The following is a 24,756-nucleotide window of genomic DNA, read 5'->3' on the forward strand; positions in this document are numbered from 1 at the left end:
TCCGACGATGCGTAGTCATTCACATTCAACCAGTAACCGAGGGGGACGGTCGCGGAGGGGTCACTCTCCCCGCAAGTCGGCGAGCAGGCCGGGCAGTTCGTCGGGTTTCACCATCACCTCGCGGGCCTTGGAGCCCTCGCTCGGGCCCACGACGTTCCTGCTCTCGAGGAGGTCCATCAGGCGGCCGGCCTTGGCGAAGCCGACGCGGAGCTTGCGCTGGAGCATGGAGGTGGAGCCGAACTGAGTGGTGACGATCAGCTCGGCGGCCTGGACGAGCAGGTCGAGGTCGTCGCCGATCTCCTCGTCGATCTCGCGCTTGGCGGTCGCCACGGCGGCGACGTCGTCGCGGTACTCGACCTGCATCTGCGCCTTGCAGTGGCCGACGATGTCGTTGATCTCCTTCTCGGAGAGGAACGCGTTCTGCAGGCGCATGGGCTTGCTGGCGCCCATCGGCAGAAACAGCGCGTCGCCCTGCCCCACGAGCTTCTCGGCGCCGGGCTGGTCGAGGATGACCCGCGAGTCGGCGAGCGAGGAGGTCGCGAACGCCAGCCGGGAGGGCACGTTGGCCTTGATCAGGCCGGTGACCACGTCGACCGACGGACGCTGGGTGGCGATCACCAGGTGGATGCCGGCGGCGCGGGCCAGCTGGGTGATGCGGACGATGGAGTCCTCGACGTCGCGCGGGGCGACCATCATCAGGTCGGCGAGCTCGTCGATGATCACCAGCAGGTAGGGGTAGGGCTGGTAGACGCGCTCGCTGCCTGGCGGGGGCACCAGCTTGCCGGCGCGCACGGCCTTGTTGAACTCGTCGACGTGCCGGAAGCCGCTCGCGGCCAGGTCGTCGTAGCGGCGGTCCATCTCGCCGACGACCCATTCGAGGGCTTCGGCGGCCTTCTTGGGGTTGGTGATGATCGGCGTGATCAGGTGGGGGATGCCCTCGTAGGTGTTCAGTTCGACCCGCTTGGGGTCGACGAGCACCATGCGCACCTCGTCGGGCGTGGCGCGCATGAGGATCGAGGAGATCAGCCCGTTGACGCAGACCGACTTGCCCGCGCCGGTGGCGCCCGCGATGAGCAGGTGGGGCATCTTGGCCAGGTTCGCGACGATGGTGCGGCCCTCGACGTCCTTGCCGAGCCCCACGATCATCGGGTGGTGGTCGGCCTGGGCCACCTGCGAGCGCAGCACGTCGCCGAGGCTGACCAGGTCTTTGTCGGTGTTGGGGATCTCGACGCCGATCGCCGACTTGCCGGGGATCGGGGACAGGATGCGCACGTCCGCCGACTTCACGGCGTAGGCGATGTTCTTGGTGAGCGCGGTGACCTTCTCGACCTTGACCGCCGGGCCCAGCTCGATCTCGTACCGGGTGACCGTCGGGCCGCGGGTGAAGCCGATCACCTGGGCGTCGATGGCGAACTGCTCCATCACGCTGGTGAGCGCGTTGACCACGGTCGTGTTGGCCTTGGTCTGCGGCTTGGGCGGGGTGCCCGGCCGCAGCACCTGCAGGTCGGGCAGGGCGTACGGCCCGGCCTGCGGGGACAGGACGAGCTGCTCGACCTTGCGCGGGGCGGGGGTGGGCTGGGGCGGCTCGGGCACGCGCGACGGCTCGGGCGGCTCCTCGTCCACCAGGCCGGGGACGATCTCGGGCGAGTGGTCGGACATCTTGCCGGGCGTGTCGGCGATGACCGGGGTGTCGTAGGGCTTGACGTGCTCGCCCACCTCGGCGTCCGCTGCGCCGCCCTTGCCGCCGGCGGCGCGTCCGCGGGTCTTGCGGGGTGCGCGGGTCGTGCGCTCGCCCGGCTTGCCCTCAGCGGGGGCGTCGCCCTTGTGGAAGAGCATGTGCTGGATCTCGGCCAGGCGCTCGGGCACGCGGTGCACCGGCGTGGCGGTGATGACCAGGGCGCCGAACCCGGACAGCAGCAGGAGCAGCGGGATCGTGATGAACGCCGGCAGGATGCTGGACGGCGGCGCCGAGACGATGAACCCGACCATGCCCCCCGCCGCCGACACCTTGTCCATGCCGTCGGTCGCGGCCGGGCCCGAGGGGTACGGCGTGGCGTGCGCGACGTGGATGATGCCGAGCAGGCCCGCCAGCAGCGCGGTCCAGCCGATGATCATGCGGCCGGTGTCGGCGTTCTGGTCGGGATGCCGCAGCAGGCGCCAGGCGACCAGCGCGAGCAGGATGGGCACCGACCAGGCCAGCGAGCCGAACGCGCCGCGCAGCACCGTGTCGACGACGGTGGCGACCGCGCCCTTGGTGGTGCGCCAGGTCATGGCGGCCAGGACGATCGCCCCGCCGAGCACGGCCAGGCCGAGGCCGTCGCGCCGGTGGGCCGGGTCGAGCTCGCGCGCCTGCTGCCCGAAGGCCCGCGCGGCGGTGCCGATGCCGTTGGCGAACAGGAGCCACACGCCGACGAACAGCTTGCCGATCGCGAGGAAGACCCAGCCGATCGGATCGGGCTGCTGCGGGGCGGGACGGCGGGCGGGCTGGCGGCCGCCCGCGCGCGCGCCCGCGGATCGCGCGCCGGCGGGCCGCTTGGCGGGGGACGGGCGCGATGACGTGGACCGCTTCGCCGACCCCTTCGGGGTGCTTTTCGACGTACGGGTGGCCATGGTACCGAGGGTACGCATGATGCGCGGGCGGCGGCGGAAGGCGCGCCGGTACCGCCGCGATCGTCATGATCCGCGCGATCCATCGCAATCCGCGCGGCGTCGAGTGATTGTGTTCTATGTATTGACATAGCGTTTCATGTAATGGAATCTCCATCCAACGGGACGTTGGAAGGAGGAGTGATGTCCGCACTCGACTGGTCCGTGCTGGGCGCCTACTTCGCCGTGATGATCGTCATCGGCGTGTGGTCGAAGAACCGCATCAAGACCGTCATCGACTACTTCACGGCCGGAGGGAAGATCCCCTGGTGGCTGTCGGGGATCTCCCACCACATGTCGGGTTACAGCGCGGTCATGTTCGTCGCGTTCGCCGCCGTCGCCTACGACTACGGGCTCACCGTCTACGTCTGGTGGGCGATGACCATCGGCATCGGCGTGGGCATCGGCGCCTTCCTGTTCGCCGCCCGGTGGAACCGGCTCAGGTCCAAGCACGGCGTCGTCTCGCCGCTGGAGTACCTCACCCGGCGCTACAACCTGCCCACCCAGCAGGTGATGGCCTACAGCGGCGCGCTGCTGAAGGTCGTGGACATCGCCGCCAAGTGGGTCGCCATCTCGGTGCTGCTCAAGGGCTTCGCCGGGATCCCCATCCAGTACGGCATCGCCCTCACCGGCGCGGTGACCGTGATCTACGTGACGGTCGGCGGACTGTGGGCGGACGTGCTCACCGACTTCGGCCAGTTCGTCATCCAGGCGGTGGCCGGCATCGTCATGTTCGCCGCCGTCCTCGGGCACCTCGGCGGGGTCTCGGCGCTGTGGACCATGTGGGGCGAACTGCCCGAGGGACACGGAGACCCGCTGACCGGGCCCTACACCACGACGTACTTCTTCGCGTTCCTGCTGATCAAGACCTTCGAGTACAACGGCGGCATGTGGAACCTCGCCCAGCGCTACATGAGCGCGCCGTCGGGCACGCAGGCCAAGCGCGCGGCGCTGCTGTCCAGCGCCCTGTGGCTGCTCTGGCCGCTGGTGCTGTTCATCCCGATGTTCGCCGCGCCCCTCATCGTGCCGGGGCTGACCGACTCCGACCAGTCCTACGTGCGGCTCGCGCAGGAACTGCTGCCCACGGGCCTCATCGGCCTGGTGCTGGCCGGGTTCTTCTCCCACACGATGGCGATGGTCTCCTCCGACGCCAACGTGATCTCGGCGGTGATCACCCGCGACATCCTGCCGGTGTTCGTACGGCGGCTGCGGAACATGTCGGCGGGCGGCGCGCTGCGCCTGGCCCGCGTGACGACCTTCGTCTTCGTGGTCGTCAGCATGACGATCGCGATCACCACTCAGGGCCAGGGCGTGGTGCTGAAGATCGTCGTGGACGTCGTGGCGGCCACGATGGGACCGATCTCGATCCCGCTGATGCTGGGGCTGCTCCCCTGGTTCAAGCGCAGCGGCCCCACGGCGGCCATCGTCTCCTGGGCGGCAGGGCTGACGGTGTGGGCCGTCGTCAAGTGGGTGATCACCTCGGCGAACCAGACGCTCGTCGTGGCCGCCCCGCTGGTGACGTCGCTGATCCTCTATGTCGTCATCGGCCTGCTGCGCCCGGAGAACACCCCCGACCGCGACGACCTGGTCGACTCCCTCAACGACGACAGTGTTGTCGGCGCTCGCTCCGCTCACGCGGTGCCCGGGCGCCTTTGAGCCGGCGCCCTTCCTCGTCGCTCACGAGCGCTCGTCCCTCGCACTCGCTCCCTCCTCGTCACGACACCGGCGCGCCCGAGCCCGCGTTGTCGGCGCTCGCTCCGCTCACGCGGTGCCCGGGCGCCCTTGAGCCGGCGCCCTTCCTCGTCGCTCACGAGCGCTCGTCCCTCGCACTCGCTCCCTCCTCGTCACGACACCGGCGCGCCCGAGCCCGCGTTGTCGGCGCTCGCTCCGCTCACGCGGTGCCCGGGCGCCCTTGAGCCGGCGCCCTTCCTCGTCGTTCACGAGCGCTCGGTTCGCTCACGCGGCGCCTGGGCGCGCCGGGCGGATGTAGAAGGCGGGGAAATGGAACACCGGGAGAGGGAACAGTCCCTCTCCCGGTGTTCGTAGGCTTGTAACCGCTATTTGTCCGACTCCAGGATGCCGCCGTTGGCCACGTCGGACTTCTCGATCTCGGTGAACACGATGCGCACCGCCTCCGGCCGCGCCTTGAGGATGCCCACGGCGGCCTCGGTCACCGCCGCCACGAACTCGCGGCGCTGGTCCATCGTGCGTCCCGAGAGCAGTTCCACAGTGATGTTCGGCATGATGTCCTCCGGTTCCATGTGTTGCATCACATGAAATCAGATTCCATTACATGAACCAAGAAGGAGAGAGCCGTCGTGGACGTCATAGTGATCGGCGAGCCGCTGGTCGAGTTCTCGGCGTCCGCTCCCCTCACCGAGGCCGAGACGTTCCGCCTGTCGTTCTCCGGTGACGCGCTCAACGCCGCCGTCGCCGCGGCGGCCGCCGGCGCGCACGTCGCCCTGGTGACGCGGGTGGGCGTGGACGAGTTCGGGGAGCGGCTGATCAGGTTCGCGGCCGCGCACGGCGTGGACACCCGGTGGATGCTGCCGGGCGCCGGGTCCACGGGGGCGTACGCCGTGGGGGCCGACCCGGGCGGCGAGCGGGACTTCACGTACATGCGGGCGTGCAGCGCCGCCTCCAGGATGGGCCCCTCCGACGTCGCGGACGCGCCGCTGGCCGAGACCTCCGTCCTGCTGGTCGGCGGCATCGCCGCCGCGCTGTCCCCCTCCTGCGCCCACGCGGTGCGCCACGCCGCGGAGATCGTGCACGAGGCCGGGGGCAAGGTCGTCTACGACCCGAACTTCCGCTCCCGGCTCACCACACCCGAGAAGGCCGCGGCGATGCTCGCCGCCGTCGCCCCGTTCGCCGCGCTGGTGACCCCGTCCTCCCCCGGCGACGGCCTCCCCCTTCTCGGCACCGCCGACCCGGCCGAGACCCTGCGCGCCTGCCTGAAGCTCGGCGCCCGCGCGGCGGCCGTCACCCAGGGGCCGGACGGCGTCCTGCTGGGCGTCAGGGACGGCCGCGAGGGCCAGGACGGCGAGCCGTTCGAGACCATCCCGGCGGTCCGGGCGCGGACGGTCGTGGACCAGACGGGGGCCGGGGACGCGTTCGCCGGCACCGTGGCCGCCCGGCTGGCCGCGGGGGCGTCCCTGCGCGACGCCGTACGAGCGGGAACGGCCGCCGCCGCCGTCAGCCTCGAAGGCCAGGGCGGCACCGGCCGGGTGGCCACCCCCGAGGAGATCGACCGGCTCCTCGCCCTGCCACACGGCAATGGCGGGTGACGCGGAGTCAGTGGGCGGGGGTGGCGGCAGGGGCGCCGAGGGCGTGGGAGACGTCTCGGGCGGCGGCGGTGACCACGGGGGCGAGTTCCTCAAGGGTGGCGCGGTCCATGTCCATGGCGAGGGTGGAGATGGAGATGCCGCCCAGCACATGGCCGGTGTGGTCGAAGACGGCCGCGCCGACGCAGCGGACGCCCGGCTCGTTCTCCTCGTCGTCCACGGCGTAACCGAGGGCGCGGACCTTCGAAAGGTGCTCGAGCAGCTCCTCCACGCCGGTCAGGGTGGCGGAGGTGAGCCGGACCAGGCCGGTGCGCCCCGCGATGGCCCTGACCTCGTCGTCGCCGAGCCCGGCGAGGATGGCCTTGCCGATGGCCGTGGTGTGCAGGCGCAGGCTCATGCCGACCCGGGAGGGCATCTGGTAGGGCCTGCGGCCTTCCAGCTTGTCCACGTAGACCGCCTCGTCGCCGCTGCGGATGCCGAAGTGGGTGGTGTAGCCGGTGCGCTCGTGCAGGGCCCGCAGAGCAGCGGAGGCCTGCCGCGACGGGTCGAACCTGGTCATGACCCTGCCGGCCAGAGTGAGGATGCGCGGCCCCGGCTCGTAGCCGCCGGCGCCGTCGGCCCGGGCGAAGCCCCATTCGACGAGCGACTGCAGAATGCGGTGAACGGTCGACTTGGAGACGCCGGTCGCCGCGGCGATGTCGGTCACGCGGTGGTGCTCGGCGATCGCCTCGAGCACCGCCAGCGCCTTGTCGATGGAGCTGCCTTCCCTGACCACGTCCAGAGCCTACTAACAGCCACCGGGCGGCACGCTGCGCACGGCGCAGCGGGGGGGTGGCGCGCCGCCGTCGCCCGTCTCGCGGGCGGGGGACGGACACCGGGGGCGGCGCGGCGCCGGAGCGGGCCCGGCGGGGCGCGGGGAGGACGGGTGGGTCAGCGGGCGAGCCAGCCTCCGTCCACGGCCAGGACATGGCCGTTGACGTAGTCGGAGGCGGAGGAGGCGAGGAAGACGGCCGCGCCGGCGAGATCTTCGGGGGTGCCCCAGCGGCCGGCCGGGATGCGGGCCCTGATCGCGGGCTCGCGCTCGGGGTCCTCGCGCAGCGCGCGGGTGTTGCCGGTGGCGATGTACCCGGGGGCGATCGCGTTGACCTGCACGCCTTGGGCGGCCCACTCACAGGCCAGCGAACGGGTGAGGCCGGCGACGCCGTGCTTGGCGGCGGTGTACCCGGCCACGTTGACGCCCCCCTGGAACGACAGCATCGAGGCGATCATGACGATCTTCCCCTGCCCGCGTTCGAGCATGGGACGGCCGAAGGCCTGGCTGAGCAGGAAGACCGCGTCGAGGTTGACGTCGAGCACGGCCCGCCAGTCGGCGTAGGCGTGCCCGGCGGCCGGAGCCCTGCGGATGATCCCGGCGTTGTTCACCAGGATGTCGACGCGGTGCCGGGCGAGCAGCTCCTCGGCGGCCCCGGGCACGCGGTCGAGGTCGGACAGGTCGAGGACCCACCGCCAGGACTCCCGGCCGGCCTCGCGGACCTCGGCCTCCACCTCAGAAAGGTCGTCGCGGTGGCCGTGCAGGACGACGTCGGCGCCCGCCCTCGCGAGGCCGGCCGCGACCGCCCGGCCGATGCCGGTGCGGGAGCCCGTGACCAGCGCCGTCCTGCCTTCGAGGGAGAACATCACCGCATCTCGCCGATCGCGACCTGCTCGATGTCCTCGTACGCCTGGTTCTCGCCGCCCATCGCCCAGACGAAGGCGTAGTTGCGGGTGCCGAACCCGCAGTGCACCGACCAGGGCGGCGATATGACGGCCTGGCGGTCGGCGATGATCAGGTTGCGCGTCTCGTCCGGCCTGCCCATGAGGTGGACGACCCGGTCGTCCTGCGGGACGTCGAAGTACAGGTAGACCTCGGTGCGCCGCTCGTGGGTGTGGCAGGGCATCGTGTTCCACATGCTGCCGGGCGCGAGGACGGTGACGCCGAGGACGAGCTGGCAGCTCTGGATGCCCTTGGCGTGGATGTACTTGTGGATCGTGCGATCGTTGGAGCCCTCCTGGGAGCCCAGCCGCACGGGCTCGGCGTCCGCGAGGCCCGCGCTGACGGTCGGGTGCCCGGCGTGCGCGGGGGTCGACACCAGGTAGAACGGCCCGCCGCTGAACGACACCGCGCGCGAGCCCATGCCCACGTACACGCATTCCTTGTTGCCGAGCGCGTACTCCTCGCCGTCGACGGTGACCGCGCCGGGTTCCCCGAGGTTGACGACGCCGAGCTCGCGGCGCTCCAGGAAGTACTCGGCGCGGAACTCGTCGGGGCAGGGAAGGTCCAGCGGCGCGCCGCCGGGCGCCGCTCCCCCGATGACGATGCGGTCCTCGTGGGAGTACACCAGGCGGATCTCGCCCGGGACGAAGAGGTCCTCCGCGAGGAAGCGGCTCCTGAGCCGGTCGGTCGTCATGCCCGGCACCTGGTCCGGTGCCGTCGCGTACCGTACCTCCACCACGCCTCCCATTCCGTTACATAAAATGCGATATCGCTATATAGAACTGTCTTGGGCGTGCCGGGTCAAGCCGTCGGCAAGGCGGCGCGGCAGGGCGCGCCCGGGGGCGGCTCAGTACGTGCGGCGGACGCCGCGGGCGGCCACCTCGATGCGCTCGCGCGCCTCGAGCAGGCAGGCGGCGATCTCGCGGTCGCGACCCGCCGTCAGGCGGGGCACCGGGACAGAGACGCTCACCGCGTCGCGAGGCGGGTAGGCGATGTCGAGCGCGACACCGAAGCAGCGCAGCCCCTCGGTGTTCTCTTCACGGTCGATGGAGTAACCCCGCTTGCGGATGCGCCGCAGGTCGGCCATGAGCTGCGCCTGGTCGACGACGGTGTTCTTGGTGAGCCGGGGCAGCTCGGCCGGAAGCATGCGCGCCACCTCGGCGTCGTCGCGGGTGGCGAGGATGGCCTTGCCGAGCGAGGTGGTGCTGGCCGGCAGGCGCCGGCCGACCCGGGCGAAGGGCCGCAGGTAGTGGCGCGAGGCCCGCGTCGCGAGGTAGACGACGTCGAAATGGTCGAGTCGCGCCAGGTGGACGGTCTCGCCCGTGACCTCGGCGAGCCAGTCGAGCGCGTCGCGCGCGATCTGGACCACCGGGTCACCGTCGATGTAGGTGGCGCCCACCAGCAGCGCCCTCATGCCGATGCGGTAGAGGGTGCCGGTGACGTCGGTCTCGATCCAGCCCAGGCCCACCAGCGTGCGCAGCAGGGCGTGCAGGCTGCTCTTGGGGTAGCCGAGCTTGGCCTGAAGATCCGAAAGGCTGTGCAGACCGGGATATTGGGCGAAGAAGTCGAGCAACTCGACGGTCCGCACGGCGGACTTGACGTGCGGCGCCGCGGTTCCCTCTTGTGGCGCCGCAATCTCCTGCTGCGTCATTCTCGTCCTCCCTGCCGCACGTTACCTCCATTGTCACCCGCTCACGACTCGACGACGCGACCGCCGAGCCAGGCGTACTCGGGGTCGGAGGGGTCGAGGTCGGGCATGCCCGCCGCGTAGGCCTCGGCGTCGTCCACCGGCTCGTAGCCGAGCGCCCGCCCCGCCGACAGGTCCCACCAGTTGCGCGTGTTGGCCGACACGCCCCAGACCAGGGCGTAGGTGAGCTCCGGCGCGGTCAGGCACGCGTGGACGAGCCGCACCATGTCCCCCGGGCTGATCCAGGTCGACAGGGCGCGAGGACCGGGCGGGCGCTCCTCGAAGGTGCCGATGCGCAGGCACGCCACGCGCATGCCGTACCTGTCGTGGTAGTAGCGGCCGAGGGCCTCGCCGTACGCCTTGGACACCCCGTAGTGCGAGTCGGGCGCCACCGGGGTGTCGGCGGCCACCAGATCCTGGCGGGGGACGAAGCCTGCGGCGTGGTTGCTGCTGGCGTACACGAAACGCTCGACGCCCGCCTGCCGGGCGGCCTCGATGACGCGGTAGGTGCCCTCGATGTTGGCCGTCAGCGCCTTCTCGAAGGACGCCTTCGTCGAGGGGGTGCCGGCGAGGTGGACGACCGCGGAGACCCCCTTCATGGCCCTTTCGACCGCCGCCGCGTCGGTGATGTCGCCGCAGATCGCCTCGAAGCGCTCGTCGTCGATCGGAGTGCGGTCGAACAGCCGCAACGTGTGACCGTGGTCGGGCAGACCCGCGGTCAGGCAGGCGCCGATCCGGCCGGCGGCGCCGGTCACCAGAATGTTGTTCACCATGTGGCAACCGTATGGGCGGCGATGTAGTCCACGTCAAGATCGTCGCCCAGTCCCGGACGCGTCGGAAGGGTCACATTCCCTGAATCGTCCATCGGATCGACGATCGAGCGGAGATGCGGCGGCGGCGTGTCGTAGTCCGAATGCGGGTGCAGCAGGCCGCGCTCGTACCACTCCCCGCACAGCGTCGCCCCGATCACCGCGAGCGCCCCCGACCCGTTCCCGTGGATCTCGCAGCCCATGCCGAAGGACTCGGCGGTGTGCACCGCCTTCAGCGCCGGGATGACGCCGCCGGAGCCGACGACGCCGACGCGCAGAATGTCGCACGCCCCCGCCGCCACCCACTCGGCCCGTGCCATGTGCTTGCCCCAGGAGGTCTCGGGCCCGAGGATCGGGGTCGCGAGCTGGTCGGCCAGCCAGCGGTACGACTGGACCGACGCCTCCTCCATCGGCTCCTCGTACCAGGCGAACTTCAGCTCGTCCAGCGCCCGGCCCAGCCTGAGCGCCTCGGTGCGGCTGTACCAGTGGTTGCTGTCGAGCATCAGGGCGACGTCGGGGCCCACCGCGTCCCGCACGGCGGCGCACGCCTTGATGTCCAGGTCGACGCCGTGCCGCATCGGCGGCATCCAGGTGTGCAGCTTGATGCCGCGGTACCCGCGCGCCACCAGTTCCTTGGCGAAGCTCGCGTAGTCCGAAAGCGTGGCCAGGCCGCCGGGGATGTCGTCGCCGCACATCGTGCTGGCGTACGCGGGGACCGCCGCCCGGGCGCCGCCGAGGAGCTGCCAGACCGGCAGGCCCAGCTTGCGGCCCGCCAGGTCCCACAGGGCCTGGTCCACGGTGCTGAGCAGGCGGTCGGTGAGGTGGCCGTGGGCGCCGCGCTGGCGGCGCGCGAGCGCGTGCCAGAGCCGCTCGCGCTCGATGCCGTCCTGGCCGGCCAGCACCGGGCGCACGTGCGCCTGGATCATGCTCTCGCGCAGCGTCTCCGGCTGGCCGAGGCAGTACCCCTTCGCGCCGTCGCTGTCGGTGATCTCCAGCAGCGCCTCCTTGACCTCCCGGGGCGGCCCGGGATGCCGGTGACCGTGCCCGTCCACCACCGATTCGGTGATGGTCGCGAACACCGTGACGCCGACGCGCTCGATGACGGCCATGACCTCTCCTTCCGCTCGAATCCGTCCGCCCGGCCTCGCCGCCGGGCCGGACCGGGACCGGCGCCCGCGGTCAGGTGACGGGCGCCGGGGTCGTGCCCGGCCGAGGTCAGGAGTGGGACTGCTTCCACTCCGCCTGGGCCTCGGTGAGCTTCTCGGCCATGGTGTCCAGGAACTCCTGCGGCTTCATCTGGCCGAGCAGGACCTTCTGGAACAGCGGCTCGGTGTCGGCCTTGGTGATGGAGGAGAACTGCGGCAGGTAGTACGGCGGGGAGACGACCACGGTGGACGGGTCGCCGAGGACCTGCACGGCGTTCTTCAGGTACGGCCGCTCGTCCAGCCAGGCGTCGCCCTGGGCCTCCTTGTTCGCCGGGATCTGTCCGGTCTGCTGGTTCCAGTAGCTGTTGCTCTCCTTGGACACCAGGAAGTCGACGAACTTCCAGGCCGCGTCCTTGTTCTTGCTGTTCTTGAACACCGCGAAGCCGTCGACCGGGTTGGCCACGATGGTGCGCTTGCCCGAGGCCCCGACCGGCATCGGGAAGGCGTCGACCTTGCCGGCGCCGAACGCCTTGACGTGGTCGTTGTAGGAGCCGAGGTTGTGGTGCATCATCGCGACCTTGCCGCTGGTGAACTGCGCCACCATCTTGGGGAAGTCGTTGGTGACGTCCGCCTCGGGCGTGTTCTTCTTGTACAGCGCGGCGATCTTGGCGATCAGCTCGGCGTTCTTGGGGTCGTTTACGGTGCTCTTGCCGGAGGCGTCGAAGAACTCGGTGACCCCCGAGTAGGCGTAGGCCTCGGCCAGGAGCTGGAAGATGGACCCCGCGCCGCCGCGGATCGTCCAGCCGTACTGGTCGGGGGTCTTGGTGAGCTTGTCCACCGCCGTGAAGAACTCGTCCCAGGTCTTGGGCGCCTCCACCCCGGCGGCCGACAGCTTGTCCTTCTGGTACCAGACGACGTCGAGGTTGGAGGTGGCCGGCACCATGTACAGCTTGCCGTCGGGGTTGGTCCCCTTGACCGAGGCCAGCATGCTGTCCAGCAGCTTGCCGTTCGCCGGGCTCTTGGACAGCCAGTCATCGGCCGGTTCGAGCGCCTGCTGGCCGATCAGGCCGGCCAGGTAGCTCGTCGTCACGCCGCCCACGTCGGGGGTCGCGTCCCCGGCGACCGCGGTGTCGTACTTCTGCTGGACCGAGGCGATCGGGATGCCGACGTACTGGACGTGGATGGCCGGGTTGGCCTTCTCGAACCGCTTGATCAGCTCCTGGTAGACCGGAGTGCGCACGCCTCCGTTGTTGTCCCAGAACGTGATCGTCGTCTTGCCGCCGGACGCCTCGCCTCCGCCGCCGGAGTCCGACCCGCAGGCCGAGGCGGTCACGGAAAGGGCGAGGACCGCGACGGCGGCCGTGCGGACCTTGGTGATGGTTCTCATGGTGTGGTGTCCTCCAGGCGGGGGGTGCTATCCCTTCACGGCACCGGCGCTGATGCCGTGCACGAGATAGCGCTGAATCACTGCGAAGACGCAGACGACAGGGACGGCCGCCACGACGCCGCCCGCCGCCAGGGCCCCGAAATCGGCGCTGTACTCGCCGATCGTGTAGCTCAGGCCGACGGGGATGGTGAAGTTGTCCTGCTTGCTGATGAACATGAGCGCGAACAGGAAGTTGTTCCAGGTGTGGATGAAGGCGAACGAGCCGACCGCGATCAGGCCGGGACGCAACTGCGGCAGCACGACCGCGAAGAAGGCCCGCACCCGCGAGCAGCCGTCCACCATCGCCGCCTCCTCCACCTGGAAGGGCACCGCGGTGACGAACCCGCTCATCAAGATGATCGACAGCGGGAGGTTGAACACCGTGTCCGCGACCACCAGGCTCCACAGCGAGTTGATCAGCCCGAGACCGCGGAAGATCGTGAACAGCGGGATCAGCATCATGGCGCCCGGGATGAACTGGGTGCACAGCAGGACGACCATGAAGAACGTCCGGCCGCGGAAGCGGAAGCGCGCGAGCGCGTACCCGCCCATGAGCGCGATCACCGTCGTGAGGAACAGCGACAGCACACCGACGATCACGCTGTTTCTGAAGAAGACGGCGTACCCGATGTCATTCCAGACGGTGTCGAAGTGCTCGAAGGTGATCGGCCACGGCACCGGCGCGGTCGAGCCCGTGGGCCGGAGCGCGAAGACGACCATCCAGTAGAACGGCACGAGCGTGAAGACCAGGTAGAGCCCGAGGGGGACGTAGAGCCGGAGCACCCTGCCCGGGTCCTTGCGGCGCCGCCCGCCGGGAGCGGTCTGGACCCGTACCGTCTCGGGGCGCCGCGCGATGGTGTCCGTCGCCATGGAAGCGTCCCTCATCCCTTGTGGTCCGCGCCGAACCTGCTCAGCCGGAGGTACAGCAGCGAGCAGAACAGCAGGATCAGGAAGCCGGCCGTCGTGAGCGCCGACCCGTACCCGAAGTCCTTGGAGTCGATCGCGCGCTGGGCGACGTACAGCGGCAGCGTCGTGGTGACCTGGGCCGGTCCGCCGCCCGTCAGGGTGTAGATCAGGTCGACGTTGTTGAACTCCCACACCGAGCGCAGCAGTGTGGCCAGCACGATGGCGTCGCGCAGGTGGGGCAGGGTGACGTGCAGGAACCGGCGCGTGCGGCCCGCCCCGTCGACCGCCGCGGCCTCGTACAGCTCGCCGGGGATGCCCTGCAGGCCGGCGAGCAGCAGAATCGCGAAGAACGGCACGCCGCGCCACAGCTCGGTGATGACGAGCGCCCCGAAGACGGTGTCCAGGTTGCCGAGGACGGCGGTCTCGGGCGCGCCGAGGTAGCGGACGATGCCGGTGGTCGGGTTGTAGAGCAGGATCCAGATGCCGGTGGTGAGCACTCCGGAGACCGCCCACGGGGAGAACACCATCGAGCGAGCGAGCCCCCGGCCGATGAAACTTTCATTGACCATGAGCGCCAGCGCGAGGCCGAGCACGAGCTGGAGCCCGATCTCCACGATGACCCATTTGGCGGTGAAACCGAGGCTGGACCAGAACAGCGGGTCCTCGAACAGCATCTCCTTGAAGTTGTCCAGGCCCGCGAAGCCGTTGGCCCACGGCTTGGTCAGGTTGTAGTGCTGGAGGCTGTAGTACAGGACGCTGCCGATGGGGTAGACGAGGAATACCGTGATCAGCAGGACGGTCGGGGAGATCAGCAGGTACGGGGCCCAGCGCAGAGCACGAGGACGCCCCCTCGCCGCCGCTGTCCTGGCGAAAGCCACCTCGCGCTCCGTTCGGGTCGGCCATCGGGTTCAGTGACACATCCTTGAACAAGGTTCACACTTGTGGACGCGCCGTCAACGTAGGAAGGCGGCATGCGCACTGTCAACCCTTCGCCAGGTAACCAAAGCATTTCGGCGGCAGGTCCCGCGCGTTCCCGCCGCTCCCTTGACTGGCGGGGCGAAGTCGCCATACGTTCCCTGTGTTCATATACGTGAATACAGTCCTGGCATGTGTACGCGAGAGAGGACCGTATGACTTCGCTGGTGGATCGGCTGGACGGGCCGCTCTTCTTTCCCGTCACCCCCTGCGACGACCAGGAGCGGCTCAACCTCGAAGCCTTCCGCGAGCACGTCCGCGACGGCGTGGCCGCGGGGTGCGGCGCGGTCTTCGCCTGCTGCGGGACGGGCGAGTTCCCCTCGCTGGGCCTCGCGGACTACGCGGCGTGCGTCGCCGCCGCCGTCGAGGAGACCGCCGGGCGGGTGCCGGTCATCGCCGGCACCGGGTACGCCACGACGCTGGCCGCGGGGTTCTCGGCCGCCGCCGAGGAGGCGGGCGCCGACGGCCTCCTCGCCCTGCCGCCCTACCTCGTGCAGGCCGACCAGGAGGGCCTGAAGCGGCACTACCAGGCGCTCGCCGACGGCACCCGGCTCCCGGTGATCCTCTACCAGCGCGACAACGCGATCTTCGAGCCGCGGACCGTCGTCGAGCTGGCCCGTCATCCCGGCATCATCGGCTTCAAGGACGGCCACGGCGACCTGGACCTGCTTCAGCGCATCATCAGCGCGGTGCGCTCCGCCTCGGCCGGCCTGCTCTACTTCAACGGCCTGCCCACGGCCGAGATGTCGGCGCTCGCCTACCGCGGCCTCGGCATCACCCGCTACTCCTCGGCGGTGTTCTGCTTCCTCCCCGGCGTGGCCATGGCCTTCCACAAGGCCCTGCTCAGCGGGGACGACGCCGTGACCGACCGCCTGATCGACGAGTTCTACCGTCCGCTGGTCGAACTGCGCCGCCAGGGCGCCGGGTACGCGGTGTCGCTGATCAAGGCCGGCGTGCGGCTGCGCGGCCTGGACGCGGGCCCCGTGCGCGCCCCGCTCTGCGAGCCGGCGCCCGAGCACGTCAAGCGGCTCGGCGAGCTCATCGAGCGCGCGCTGGAGATCACCGAAGGCCGGTGACCCGGCCGGCGCCGCGTCGGGGAGGCGCCTGCCCGGGCCCCGGGGGCACGCCCCCACGGGCCCGAACCCCCTGGAGGCTCTCCTCCGCCCGAGCGGGAGCCTCCCTGACCCAGGAGGTATCCCCTTGCCAGCATCTTCCAAGGCCGTGGCCGCCCTGGCCGCGGCCCTGTGCGCCGCGGCGCTGACCGCGGCGCCGGCCTCGGCCGCCACCGGCCACGACGTCCCCCTCGGGCGGCGCACCCTGCCCGCCGGCGACGGGTGGGCGTCCGCGACCACCGGCACCACCGGCGGATCCGCCGCCGACGACGCCCACGTGTACACCGTCCGCGATCGCAAGGGGCTGGTCGCCGCCCTCAACAGGGGCGACGCCACCCCCAAGATCATCTACGTCAGGGGCGTCGTCGACGGCAACACCGACGACGCGGGCGCCCGGCTCGACTGCGACGACTACGCGGCGGACGGCTACACCCTGCCCGCCTACCTCGCCGCCTACGACCCGGCGGTGTGGGGCCGCGACGCCGAACCGTCCGGGCCGCTGGAGGACGCGCGCGCCGCCTCGGCGGCCAGGCAGACCGCCCAGATCAAGCCGAAGGTCGGCTCCAACACCACCATCGTGGGCCTCGGCAACGCCGTGATCAAGGGCCTGAACCTGCACGTCGACAAGGCCGACAACGTCATCATCAGGAACATCGGGTTCCAGGACACCTACGACTGCTTCCCCCAGTGGGATCCCACCGACGGCGACGAGGGCAACTGGAACTCGCTCTACGACAACATCTCGGTCACCGGGTCCACGCACGTCTGGGTGGACCACAGCAGCTTCGACGACGGGAACAACCCCGACGCGGCCCAGCCGCTGTACTTCGGCCGGCCCTACCAGGTGCACGATGGCGAACTGGACATCACCAACGGTTCCGACCTCGCGACCGTGTCGTGGAACCGGTTCGCCGACCACGACAAGACCATGCTGATCGGCTCCACCAACAACCCGGCCGCCGACAGCGGCAAGCTCAACGTGACCGTGCACCACAACGTGTTCGACACCATCTTGCAGCGGGCCCCGCGCGTGCGGTTCGGCCAGGTGCACGTGTACAACAACTACTACGACATCCCCGCCGGGGACGACTACGTCTACAGCCTCGGCGCCGGCGTGCAGTCGAAGATCTACGCCGAGAACAACTTCTTCCGCCTCGGCGCCGGCGTGGACCCGGGAACGATCATCTACAACTGGGGCGGCACCGCCCTGCATGCCACCGGCACGCTGGTGTCCACCGGCGCCAGGATCCGGTCCGTGGACATCCTCGCCGCGCACAACGCCACCCACGACCCCGACCTGTCCGGTGACGCCGGGTGGACGCCCACCCTGCACACCCGGGTGGACCCGGCGGTGCTCGTACCCGTCAAGGTGCCCCTGCTGGCCGGCGCGGGCCGCCTGCTCTGACCGGGGACGGACGGGAAAAGGACCGCCACGCCGCCGTCGGCGGCGTGGCGGTCCTCGCGTCCTCCCCCGCCCGGGGCCGGCCGGTCGGACCTCGCGGTCCTCGCGGCTCCCCTTCACGCGCGGGGACCGCCGGATCAGACCTCGACGATCACCGGGACGATCATCGGGCGGCGGCGGTAGGTGTCGTTGACCCAGCGCCCGACGATGCGGCGGGTCAGGCGGCGCATCTGCTGGATGTCGGCCACACCGTCGGCCGCAGAGTCCTGCAGCGCCTTCTCGATCAGCGGGATCACCGCGTCGAAGGCGTCGATCTCGATGCCCGAGCCCCGCGCGTACACCTCGGGGCCGCCGCTGACCTTGCCCGTCGTCGAGTCGACGACCACGACCACCGAGATGAACCCCTCGTCTCCGAGGATGCGGCGGTCCTTCAGCGCCACGTCGGTGACGCCGCCGACCGACGAGCCGTCCACGTAGACGTAGCCGCACGGCACCGCGCCGACGATGCGCGCCCGGCCGTCGACCAGGTCGACGGCCACGCCGTCCTCGGCGATGACGATGTGGTCGTCCGGCACGCCGGTGAGCGCCGCCAGCTTGGCGTGGGCCCGCAGGTGGCGCCACTCGCCGTGCACGGGCATGAAGTTGGACGGCTTGGTGGCGTTCAGGACGTACAGCAGCTCGCCCGCGGCGGCGTGACCCGAGACGTGCACCAGCGCGTTGCCCTTGTGGACCACGCGGGCGCCCCAGCGGGTGAGGCCGTTGATGACCTTGTTGACGGCCGTCTCGTTGCCGGGCACGAGAGACGACGCCAGCACGACCGTGTCACCTTCGGCGACCCGGATGGGGTGGTCGCGGTTGGCCATGCGCGACAGCGCGGCCATGGGCTCGCCCTGGGACCCCGTGCAGATCAGCACGACGTCCTCCGGCGGCCACTCTTCGATCTCGCGGGCGTCCACCAGCAGGCCCGCCGGCACCCGGAGGTACCCGAGCTCCCGGGCCACGCCCATGTTCCTGACCATCGAGCGCCCGATGAGCGCGACCTTGCGGCCGTTCTCCTCGGCGGCGTCGAACACCTGCTGCACGCGGTGCACGTGCGAGGCGAAGCAGGCCACGATGATGCGCTTGGCCGCGCTGCGGAAGACCTCGTCGATCACCGGTCCGATGGTGGTCTCGCTCGGCACGAAGCCGGGCACCTCGGAGTTGGTGGAGTCGGACATCAGCAGGTCGACGCCCTCGGCGCCGAGCCTCGCGAACCCGCCGAGGTCGGTCAGCCGCCCGTCGAGCGGGAGCTGGTCCATCTTGAAGTCGCCCGTGTGCAGCACGATGCCCGCGGGCGTGCGGATCGCGACGGCGAGGGCGTCGGGGATGGAGTGGTTGACCGCGAAGAACTCGCACTCGAACGGCCCGAACCGCTGCCTCTGCCCCTCGGCCACCTCGATCTTGACCGGCTGGATGCGGTGCTCGGTGAGCTTGCTCTCGATCATGCCGAGGGTCAGGCGTGAGCCGACGAGCGGGATGTCGCGGCGCTCGCGCAGCAGATAGGGCACGGCGCCGATGTGGTCTTCGTGGGCGTGGGTGAGCACGACCGCCTCGATGTCGTCGAGACGGTCCCGGATGTACTCGAAATCCGGGAGGATCAGGTCCACGCCCGGCTGGTCGGGCTCTGGGAACAGCACGCCGCAGTCGACCACGAGCAGCCGGCCGTCGAACTCGAAGACCGCCATGTTGCGGCCGATCTCGCCGAGGCCGCCGAGCGCGACGATGCGCAGGCCGTGCTCCGGCAGCGCCGGAGGCGGCCCGAGCTCGGGATGCGGATGACTCATGATCTACCCCCGTGTACATCGGCCCGCCGCACGCGTACGGCTCCCTCGCCGAGCCGTCCGGCGCGTCGCGGGCCGAATTCGTCGTGTCTCTCTCTCAAACTCTCTGTTCCTCCCCGCCGCGGACAATTCGCGGCGATCGGGCCGGATGGGACTCTCCGCCGCTCACGATGGACGTGCGGCGGTCACGCCAGGCAATTCTCGCGCGTCCGGCGGGACGCGCGGCACTCTCGTCGGGACCCGCTGCGCGGGCATGTCAGTCGGACAACTTCACGCCGCCCGCCACCAGGTCTTCACGCAGGATCGCGACCTGCTCGGCGGTGGCGTCGACCAGCGGCGCGCGCACCGGGCCCACAGGCCTGCCGAGGAGGCCGAGCGCGGCCTTGGTCATGATCGCCCCCTGGGTGCGGGTCATGATGCCCGTGATCACCGGCAGCAGGCGCTGGTGCACGGAACGGGCGCCCTCCGCGTGGCCCGACCGGAACAGCTTGATCATCGAGGCCAGCTCGGCCCCCACCACGTGGCCGACCACGCTGACGAAGCCGGCGGCGCCGACCGACAGCCAGGGCAGGTTGACCGCGTCGTCGCCGGAGTAGTAGACGAGGTCGGTCGCGGCCATGACCTGCGAGCCGCCGAACAGGTCGCCCTTGGCGTCCTTCACGGCGGCGACGCGCGGGTGGGAGCTCAGGCGCAGCAGCGTCTCGGTGGCGATGGCCGTGCCCGTGCGGCCCGGGATGTCGTACAGCATCACCGGCAGGGCCGTGGCGTCGGCGACCGCCGTGAAGTGGCGGTACAGGCCCTCCTGCGGCGGCTTGTTGTAGTACGGCGTCACCACGAGCAGGCCGTGGGCGCCGGCGCGCTCGGCGGCCTTCGCCAATTCGACCGAGTGATGGGTGTCGTTGGTGCCCGCGCCGGCCACGACGGTGGCCCGGTCGCCGACCGCTTCGAGCACGGCCCGCAGGATGGCGTCTTTCTCGGCATCGGAGGTCGTGGCCGACTCCCCTGTCGTGCCGCTCACGACGAGGCCGTCGTTGCGTTGTTCGTCAACGAGATAGGTGGCCAGGCGCTGGACACCTTCGATGTCCACGGCGCCGTCGGCGGTGAACGGCGTGACCATCGCGGTCAGCATGCGGCCGAAGGGCGCGTCGGAGGTTCCGGTTGGCGATGCCATAGACGGAACGGTACCTGGATCCGCGAAGACGGTGGACCCCGCCACCCCGGTTCGTGGCGACACGACGGCCGATCCGGGTGTGTACCGGTTACGGCGGAGATCGCCGGACATGGATAGAGGCCGTCGATATGTGCTCGGGGGTACACACATCGACGACCTCTATCCGTGCAATCGGCCCCACTTACGGGGGCGTTACATACATCTGAGAAGAATTTTCCGATCGTCCGCATGGGCGGCGCCGGGGAAGGATCCGGCGCCGCCCGCCGGGCGCGCCCCGTCCCTCCACTCCGCCCGCCGGCCCAGGTCGCGGGCGGCTCCCCGGCTCCACTCCCAGGCCGTTCTCCGTCCAGCGGAACGCTGCGTCCCCACAGAATCACGTTTCGTAAAGTTGGGACTCCAAGTGTTCTCCATTACTCCTAGTTGTCCTTCGATTACGGCAAGATAAGGAAACGATCTCGAACTCCCTGAGGGATGGACGGATGACTGGCAACGACCCGGTGTACCTCCGTGTGGTCGAAGAGCTGCGGGCGCAGATAGTCGACGGCATACTGCCGCCGGGCGCGCCCATCCCGTCTCGCGCGCAACTCACCCAGCGTTTCCGCGTCGGCGAGACCGCCGCCCGGCACGCCCTGCGCGTCCTCGCCGCCGAAGGGCTGATCATCGGCAGGGTCGGCTCGGGCCACTACGTCCGCGAGAAGTCCGTGCTCTATCCCCTGCAGCGGTGCCGCAACACCGACCACGACGCCCCGTTCGCCGCCGACATGCAGGCCGGCGGGCGCCGCGCCACGTGGGACTGGCGCAGCGAACCCGTCAAGGCCGGGCCGGAGATCGCCCGGCGCCTCCGCATCGAGGCCGCCGACCCGGTGATCCGCACGCGCTACGTGTTCCGCACCGACGGCAAGCCGATGCAGCTCGCCACCTCCTACGAACCGGTCGAGTTCGGCCGCGTCCACTCCTTGCCCGAAGAGGGCACCAACGGGCGCAAGAGCCTCCTGGCCCGCATGTCCGCCGCCGGGGTCAAGATCACCGATCTCCGCGAGAGCGTCCACACCCGCGTGCCCCAGCCGACCGAGAGCGACCTGCTCGACCTGCCCACCGGCGTGCACGTCCTCCACGTCGAGCGCACCCACTGGTCCGGCGACCGTCCCGTCGAGACCAGTGACATCGTCGTCCCCGGCGACCGCTTCCGCCTCGTCTACTCCGTCCCGTTACCTGAGATGTGATCGCACATACGCACGTTCCGGGCGGCCGCCGCCTCACGGCCCGGCGTTCCCGCCACCGTCCCGGCGCGGGTCAGCGGGCGCGCTGGGTGAGGGCGACGCAGAGCAGGACGGCCAGCGCGGCGGCCAGGGTGACCGCGTCGAGGGTCTCCCCGAGCAGCGACCACGCCAGCACCAGCGCCAGCAGCGGCTGGAGCAGCTGCGTCTGCCCGGCACGGGCGATGCCGCCCCTGGCCAGGCCCGCGTACCACGGGATGAAGCCCAGGAACATCGACACCAGCGAGACGTAAGCGAACCCCGCCACGGCCTCGGCCGACACCTGGTGGCCGGTCGTGAACCCCAGGACGACCGCCATCGGCACGGTCACCGGGGCCGCGACCACAAGGGCGTGGGAGATGACCCGCCACCCGGGCGTGTGCCGTGCGAGGCGTCCGCCCTCGGTGTACCCGACCGCCGCGCAGACCAGCGCGGCCACCATGAACAGGTCCGCGGCGGCGAGCCGCCCGCCTCCCCTGGTGAGGGTGAAGGTCGTGACGGCGACGGCCCCGGCGGCGCTCGCCACCCAGAACAGCGGGCGAGGCCGCTCCCCCGCCCGCAGGACGGCGAAGACGGCCGTGGCCGCCGGCAGCAGCCCGACCACGACGGCCGCGTGCGAGACGCTCGCCCCGGCGGCCAGCGCCAGGCCGCTGAACAGGGGGAACCCGAACACCACGCCCAGCGCGATCGCGACGTACGGCCTCAGGTGGGCACGCGGAGGCAGCAGCGGGGCACCGGCGGCCAGCAGGCACGCCCCGGCCACGAGCGCGGCCACGGCGCCCCGGCCGACCGCCACCAGATACGGGTCGAAGCCCCGCAGGGCGAAAGCGGTCGCGGGGAACGTCCCCGAGAACGCGAGGACCCCCAGCCCCGCCAGCAGCGTCCCCGCCCAGCGGCCCTCCCCCGAGATCCCCGCACCCGAAACACCCGCGCCCGAAGCCACGGCCCCCGCGACATCCGCGCCTGAACCCACTGCACCGGAGACAAACGCGTCCAAGACCACGGCGCCCGAGACACCCACGCCCGAGACGCCCGCGTCCAAGACCGCGCCCGCGCCCGCGCCCGAGACCACGGCGGCCGAGACACCCGCGCCTGAGATCCCGGCATCCGAGGCCACGGCACCCGGGACCACCGCCCCCGCGCTCACGGCGCCTGCCGGCCCGCCCCGGCGCCGGAACCTGCCGGTGAACGGGACCGCTACTGCCCAGCGCACAGTAGCGCTACTGTTGTCTCTCATGAATGACGATAGCAGTATCGTCCGCATCGCGGCATCGCTGCGCGAGGAGGCGGCGAGGCTGCGGCCCGGCGACCGGCTGCCGTCGAGCCGCGAGCTGGTGCGGCGTCATGGCGTCAGCCCGGTCACCGTGTCGCGGGCGCTCGCGGCGCTGGCCGCCGAGGGCAGGGTGATCACCCGTCCGGGCAGCGGCGCCTTCGTCGCGCACTCCGTCGCCGCGACGACCGGCGAGGCGGCCGACCTGTCCTGGCAGACGGTGTCGCTCGGCGACCGGTCGGTCGACGACGCCGCGGTGGCCGGGCTGCTCACCCCGCCGCCCGAGGGCGTCATCCCGCTCACCGGCGGCTACCTCCATCCCGGCCTGCGCCCGTCCAAGGCGCTCGCGGACGCCGCCTCCCGCGCCGTACGCCGTCCGGACGCCTGGGCGCTCCCGCCGCTGAACGGCCTGGCCGAGCTGCGGCGCTGGTTCGCCTCCGAGGTGGGCGGCGGCGTCACGCAGGCGGACGTGCTCATCGTCAGCGGCGGGCAGGCCGCGCTGACCCACGCGTTCCGCGCGCTGTCCCCGCCGGGCGCGGCCATGCTGGTCGAGACGCCGACCTACCCCGGGGCGCTGGCCGCCGCCCGGGCGGCCGGGCTGCGCGCGGTCGCCGTACCGATCGACCACGACGGCGTACGGCCCGATCTGCTCGCCGAGGCGTTCGCCGTCACCGGCGCGCGGGTCTTCTACTGCCAGCCCACCCTGCACAACCCGACCGGGGTGGTGCTGTCGGCCGAGCGCCGCGATCAGGTCCTCGCCGTGGCCAGGGCGGCCGGGGCCTTCGTCGTCGAGGACGACTACGCGCGCTACCTCACCACGGACGCCGTCCCGCCGTCGCTGGTCACCCTGGACGCCCACGGCACCGTCGTTCACGTCAACTCGCTCAGCAAGATCACCGCACCGAGCATGCGGGTCGCGGCGGTGATCGCGAGGGGACCCGCCGCGCGGCGGCTCCGGGCGGTCCAGCTCGTGGAGTCGTTCTTCGTCGCCCGCCCGCTGCAGGAGACCGCGCTGGAGTTCCTCGGCTCGCCCGCCTGGCGGCGCCACCGCGCATCGGTGACGGCCGAGCTGGCGGCGCGGCGGAACGCGCTCGCGGCCGCCCTCGCCCGCCACCTCCCCGCCGGGCAGCTGCCGTTCATGCCCGCGGGCGGGCTCCACCTGTGGGTGCGGCTCCCCGGCGAGGTCGACGAGACCGCCCTGGTCGAGAGCGCCCAGCGCGCCGGTGTCCAGGTCAGCCCCGGCGCGATCTACCACCCCGCCGAACCCCCCTCGCCGCACGTCCGGGTCACACACATCGCGACCGCCCACGTAGCCGAGCTCGCCGAAGGCGTGCGCCGCCTGGGCGCGGCACTGGACGCCCAGCTCGGGCGGGGGTCCCGCTGACTCCGGCGCAGGCGGCGCCAACCTTCTGCTGCCCTACAGTGGTGGCATGGATGGGCCGGCGGAGCTGCTCCGCGACTTCGTGAACACCTACGACGTCGAAGCGGACGCGGACGAGCTGGCCTCCCCCGCCGAGCTGGCCGTCTGGCTGCGCGAACGCGAGCTGATCTCCGAGACCGACCGCGCGGTGGACGAAGACTGGGCCCTCGCGATCAACCTGCGCGAAGGGCTGCGGGCGGCGCTGCGCCACCAGGGCTCCGCGGACGCCACCTCAGCGGGCATGGCCGCCGAGGTGGAGACGGACGCCGCCCCGGCGGGCATGGCCGCCGAACTCGAGACCGCCCTGGCCGCGCTGCCCTTGCGGGTCAGGCTGGCGGAGGGACGCACGCCGGTCCCTGAACCGCTCGGCGCCGGCGCGGCCAGGGGCGTCGGCCTGCTCGCCGCCGCCATCCTCTCGGCCCACGCCGACGGCGGCTGGCCGCGCCTGAAGGTCTGCGCGCAGGACACCTGCCAGTGGGCGTTCATCGACTCCTCCAAGAACCGGTCGCGGTCGTGGTGCTCCATGCGGGTCTGCGGCAACCGCACCAAGACCCGTGCCTACCGCGCCAGACGCCGGCACACCCCGCTCTCCCCCGAGCCCGCCTCCTGACGGCCTGCGGGTGATCGCCGGACGCGGGTCCCGACACCTCCGGAGCTCTCGGGCGACCTGGTGGACC

General features: G+C 71.3%; 21 protein-coding genes. 7 read left to right on the top strand and 14 right to left on the bottom strand.

Features of this window, described 5'->3' with window-relative positions; translation table 11 throughout:
- Positions 1–60 precede the first annotated feature (60 nt).
- Complete coding sequence (locus ACFO60_RS02370) at positions 61–2,610, bottom strand: FtsK/SpoIIIE family DNA translocase (RefSeq protein WP_380836196.1); 2,550 nt, start codon at positions 2,608–2,610, stop codon at positions 61–63.
- 180 nt (positions 2,611–2,790) lie between these two features.
- On the opposite strand from ACFO60_RS02370, the gene ACFO60_RS02375 reads away from it, so the two are divergent.
- Positions 2,791–4,302 (top strand): sodium:solute symporter family protein, encoded by a 1,512-nt coding sequence (locus ACFO60_RS02375; RefSeq protein ID WP_380836198.1) that lies wholly within the window; start codon positions 2,791–2,793, stop codon positions 4,300–4,302.
- 401 nt (positions 4,303–4,703) lie between these two features.
- Here ACFO60_RS02375 and ACFO60_RS02380 read toward each other — a convergent pair whose 3' ends face one another.
- Complete coding sequence (locus tag ACFO60_RS02380; RefSeq protein WP_380836199.1) at positions 4,704–4,889, bottom strand: tautomerase family protein; 186 nt, start codon at positions 4,887–4,889, stop codon at positions 4,704–4,706.
- Between the two features lie 75 nt (positions 4,890–4,964).
- On the opposite strand from ACFO60_RS02380, the gene ACFO60_RS02385 reads away from it, so the two are divergent.
- Positions 4,965–5,930 (top strand): sugar kinase, encoded by a 966-nt coding sequence (locus ACFO60_RS02385; RefSeq protein ID WP_380836201.1) that lies wholly within the window; start codon positions 4,965–4,967, stop codon positions 5,928–5,930.
- 7 nt (positions 5,931–5,937) lie between these two features.
- On the opposite strand, the gene ACFO60_RS02390 is transcribed toward ACFO60_RS02385, so the two are convergent.
- From ACFO60_RS02390 to ACFO60_RS02430, 9 genes are all read right to left on the bottom strand, one after another.
- Positions 5,938–6,702: an IclR family transcriptional regulator gene (locus ACFO60_RS02390; protein ID WP_380836202.1), complete on the bottom strand. Its 765-nt coding sequence runs from the start codon at positions 6,700–6,702 to the stop codon at positions 5,938–5,940.
- A gap of 155 nt (positions 6,703–6,857) precedes the next feature.
- The gene (gene kduD / locus ACFO60_RS02395) at positions 6,858–7,604 is read right to left on the bottom strand and encodes a 2-dehydro-3-deoxy-D-gluconate 5-dehydrogenase KduD (protein WP_380836204.1); all 747 of its coding nucleotides are present in this window, start codon (positions 7,602–7,604) and stop codon (positions 6,858–6,860) included.
- Positions 7,604–8,419, bottom strand: a complete 816-nt coding sequence (gene kduI / locus ACFO60_RS02400; protein ID WP_380836206.1) for a 5-dehydro-4-deoxy-D-glucuronate isomerase — start codon at positions 8,417–8,419, stop codon at positions 7,604–7,606. The genes kduD and kduI overlap by 1 nt, the downstream gene beginning before the upstream one ends.
- Positions 8,420–8,527: 108 nt before the next feature.
- Entirely contained in the window at positions 8,528–9,331 is an 804-nt protein-coding gene (locus tag ACFO60_RS02405) for an IclR family transcriptional regulator (RefSeq protein ID WP_380836207.1), read from the bottom strand.
- 41 nt (positions 9,332–9,372) lie between these two features.
- A complete protein-coding gene (locus ACFO60_RS02410; protein ID WP_380836209.1) occupies positions 9,373–10,140 on the bottom strand; it encodes an NAD-dependent epimerase/dehydratase family protein in 768 nt (255 codons plus the stop codon).
- A complete protein-coding gene (locus tag ACFO60_RS02415; RefSeq protein WP_380836211.1) occupies positions 10,134–11,285 on the bottom strand; it encodes an enolase C-terminal domain-like protein in 1,152 nt (383 codons plus the stop codon). Before ACFO60_RS02415 ends, ACFO60_RS02410 begins: the two co-directional genes overlap by 7 nt.
- Before the next feature lie 106 nt (positions 11,286–11,391).
- The gene (locus ACFO60_RS02420; protein ID WP_380836213.1) at positions 11,392–12,708 is read right to left on the bottom strand and encodes an ABC transporter substrate-binding protein; all 1,317 of its coding nucleotides are present in this window, start codon (positions 12,706–12,708) and stop codon (positions 11,392–11,394) included.
- Positions 12,709–12,735: 27 nt separating this feature from the next.
- Positions 12,736–13,617, bottom strand: coding sequence for a carbohydrate ABC transporter permease (locus ACFO60_RS02425; protein ID WP_380836215.1), 882 nt, complete (start codon positions 13,615–13,617; stop codon positions 12,736–12,738).
- 11 nt (positions 13,618–13,628) lie between these two features.
- On the bottom strand, positions 13,629–14,531 hold the full coding sequence (locus ACFO60_RS02430; protein ID WP_380836217.1) for a carbohydrate ABC transporter permease: 903 nt from the start codon (positions 14,529–14,531) through the stop codon (positions 13,629–13,631).
- A gap of 252 nt (positions 14,532–14,783) precedes the next feature.
- Between ACFO60_RS02430 and ACFO60_RS02435 the strand changes: the two genes are divergently transcribed.
- Positions 14,784–15,704, top strand: coding sequence for a 5-dehydro-4-deoxyglucarate dehydratase (locus tag ACFO60_RS02435; protein WP_380836218.1), 921 nt, complete (start codon positions 14,784–14,786; stop codon positions 15,702–15,704).
- Positions 15,705–15,828: 124 nt separating this feature from the next.
- Positions 15,829–17,145 carry a pectate lyase family protein gene (locus ACFO60_RS02440; protein ID WP_380836220.1) on the top strand — a complete coding sequence of 439 codons (1,317 nt, stop codon included), beginning with the start codon at positions 15,829–15,831 and terminating at the stop codon, positions 17,143–17,145.
- Positions 17,146–17,279: 134 nt separating this feature from the next.
- Here the strand turns inward: ACFO60_RS02440 and ACFO60_RS02445 are convergent, their stop codons facing one another.
- Complete coding sequence (locus tag ACFO60_RS02445; protein WP_380836221.1) at positions 17,280–18,965, bottom strand: ribonuclease J; 1,686 nt, start codon at positions 18,963–18,965, stop codon at positions 17,280–17,282.
- A 253-nt stretch (positions 18,966–19,218) separates the two neighbouring features.
- The gene (dapA, locus tag ACFO60_RS02450; protein WP_380836222.1) at positions 19,219–20,133 is read right to left on the bottom strand and encodes a 4-hydroxy-tetrahydrodipicolinate synthase; all 915 of its coding nucleotides are present in this window, start codon (positions 20,131–20,133) and stop codon (positions 19,219–19,221) included.
- 479 nt (positions 20,134–20,612) lie between these two features.
- Between dapA and ACFO60_RS02455 the strand changes: the two genes are divergently transcribed.
- On the top strand, positions 20,613–21,356 hold the full coding sequence (locus tag ACFO60_RS02455; RefSeq protein ID WP_380836224.1) for a GntR family transcriptional regulator: 744 nt from the start codon (positions 20,613–20,615) through the stop codon (positions 21,354–21,356).
- A 70-nt stretch (positions 21,357–21,426) separates the two neighbouring features.
- On the opposite strand, the gene ACFO60_RS02460 is transcribed toward ACFO60_RS02455, so the two are convergent.
- Entirely contained in the window at positions 21,427–22,332 is a 906-nt protein-coding gene (locus ACFO60_RS02460) for a DMT family transporter (RefSeq protein ID WP_380836226.1), read from the bottom strand.
- 292 nt (positions 22,333–22,624) lie between these two features.
- Here ACFO60_RS02460 and ACFO60_RS02465 point away from each other — a divergent pair, with 292 nt between their 5' ends.
- Both ACFO60_RS02465 and ACFO60_RS02470 read left to right on the top strand, forming a co-directional pair.
- Positions 22,625–24,043 (top strand): aminotransferase-like domain-containing protein, encoded by a 1,419-nt coding sequence (locus ACFO60_RS02465; protein WP_380836228.1) that lies wholly within the window; start codon positions 22,625–22,627, stop codon positions 24,041–24,043.
- Positions 24,044–24,089: 46 nt separating this feature from the next.
- Positions 24,090–24,689, top strand: coding sequence for a CGNR zinc finger domain-containing protein (locus ACFO60_RS02470; protein WP_380836230.1), 600 nt, complete (start codon positions 24,090–24,092; stop codon positions 24,687–24,689).
- Positions 24,690–24,756 lie beyond the last annotated feature (67 nt).

The sequence above is a fragment of the Sphaerisporangium dianthi genome, from assembly GCF_042654065.1.
Taxonomy (GTDB): domain Bacteria; phylum Actinomycetota; class Actinomycetes; order Streptosporangiales; family Streptosporangiaceae; genus Sphaerisporangium; species Sphaerisporangium dianthi.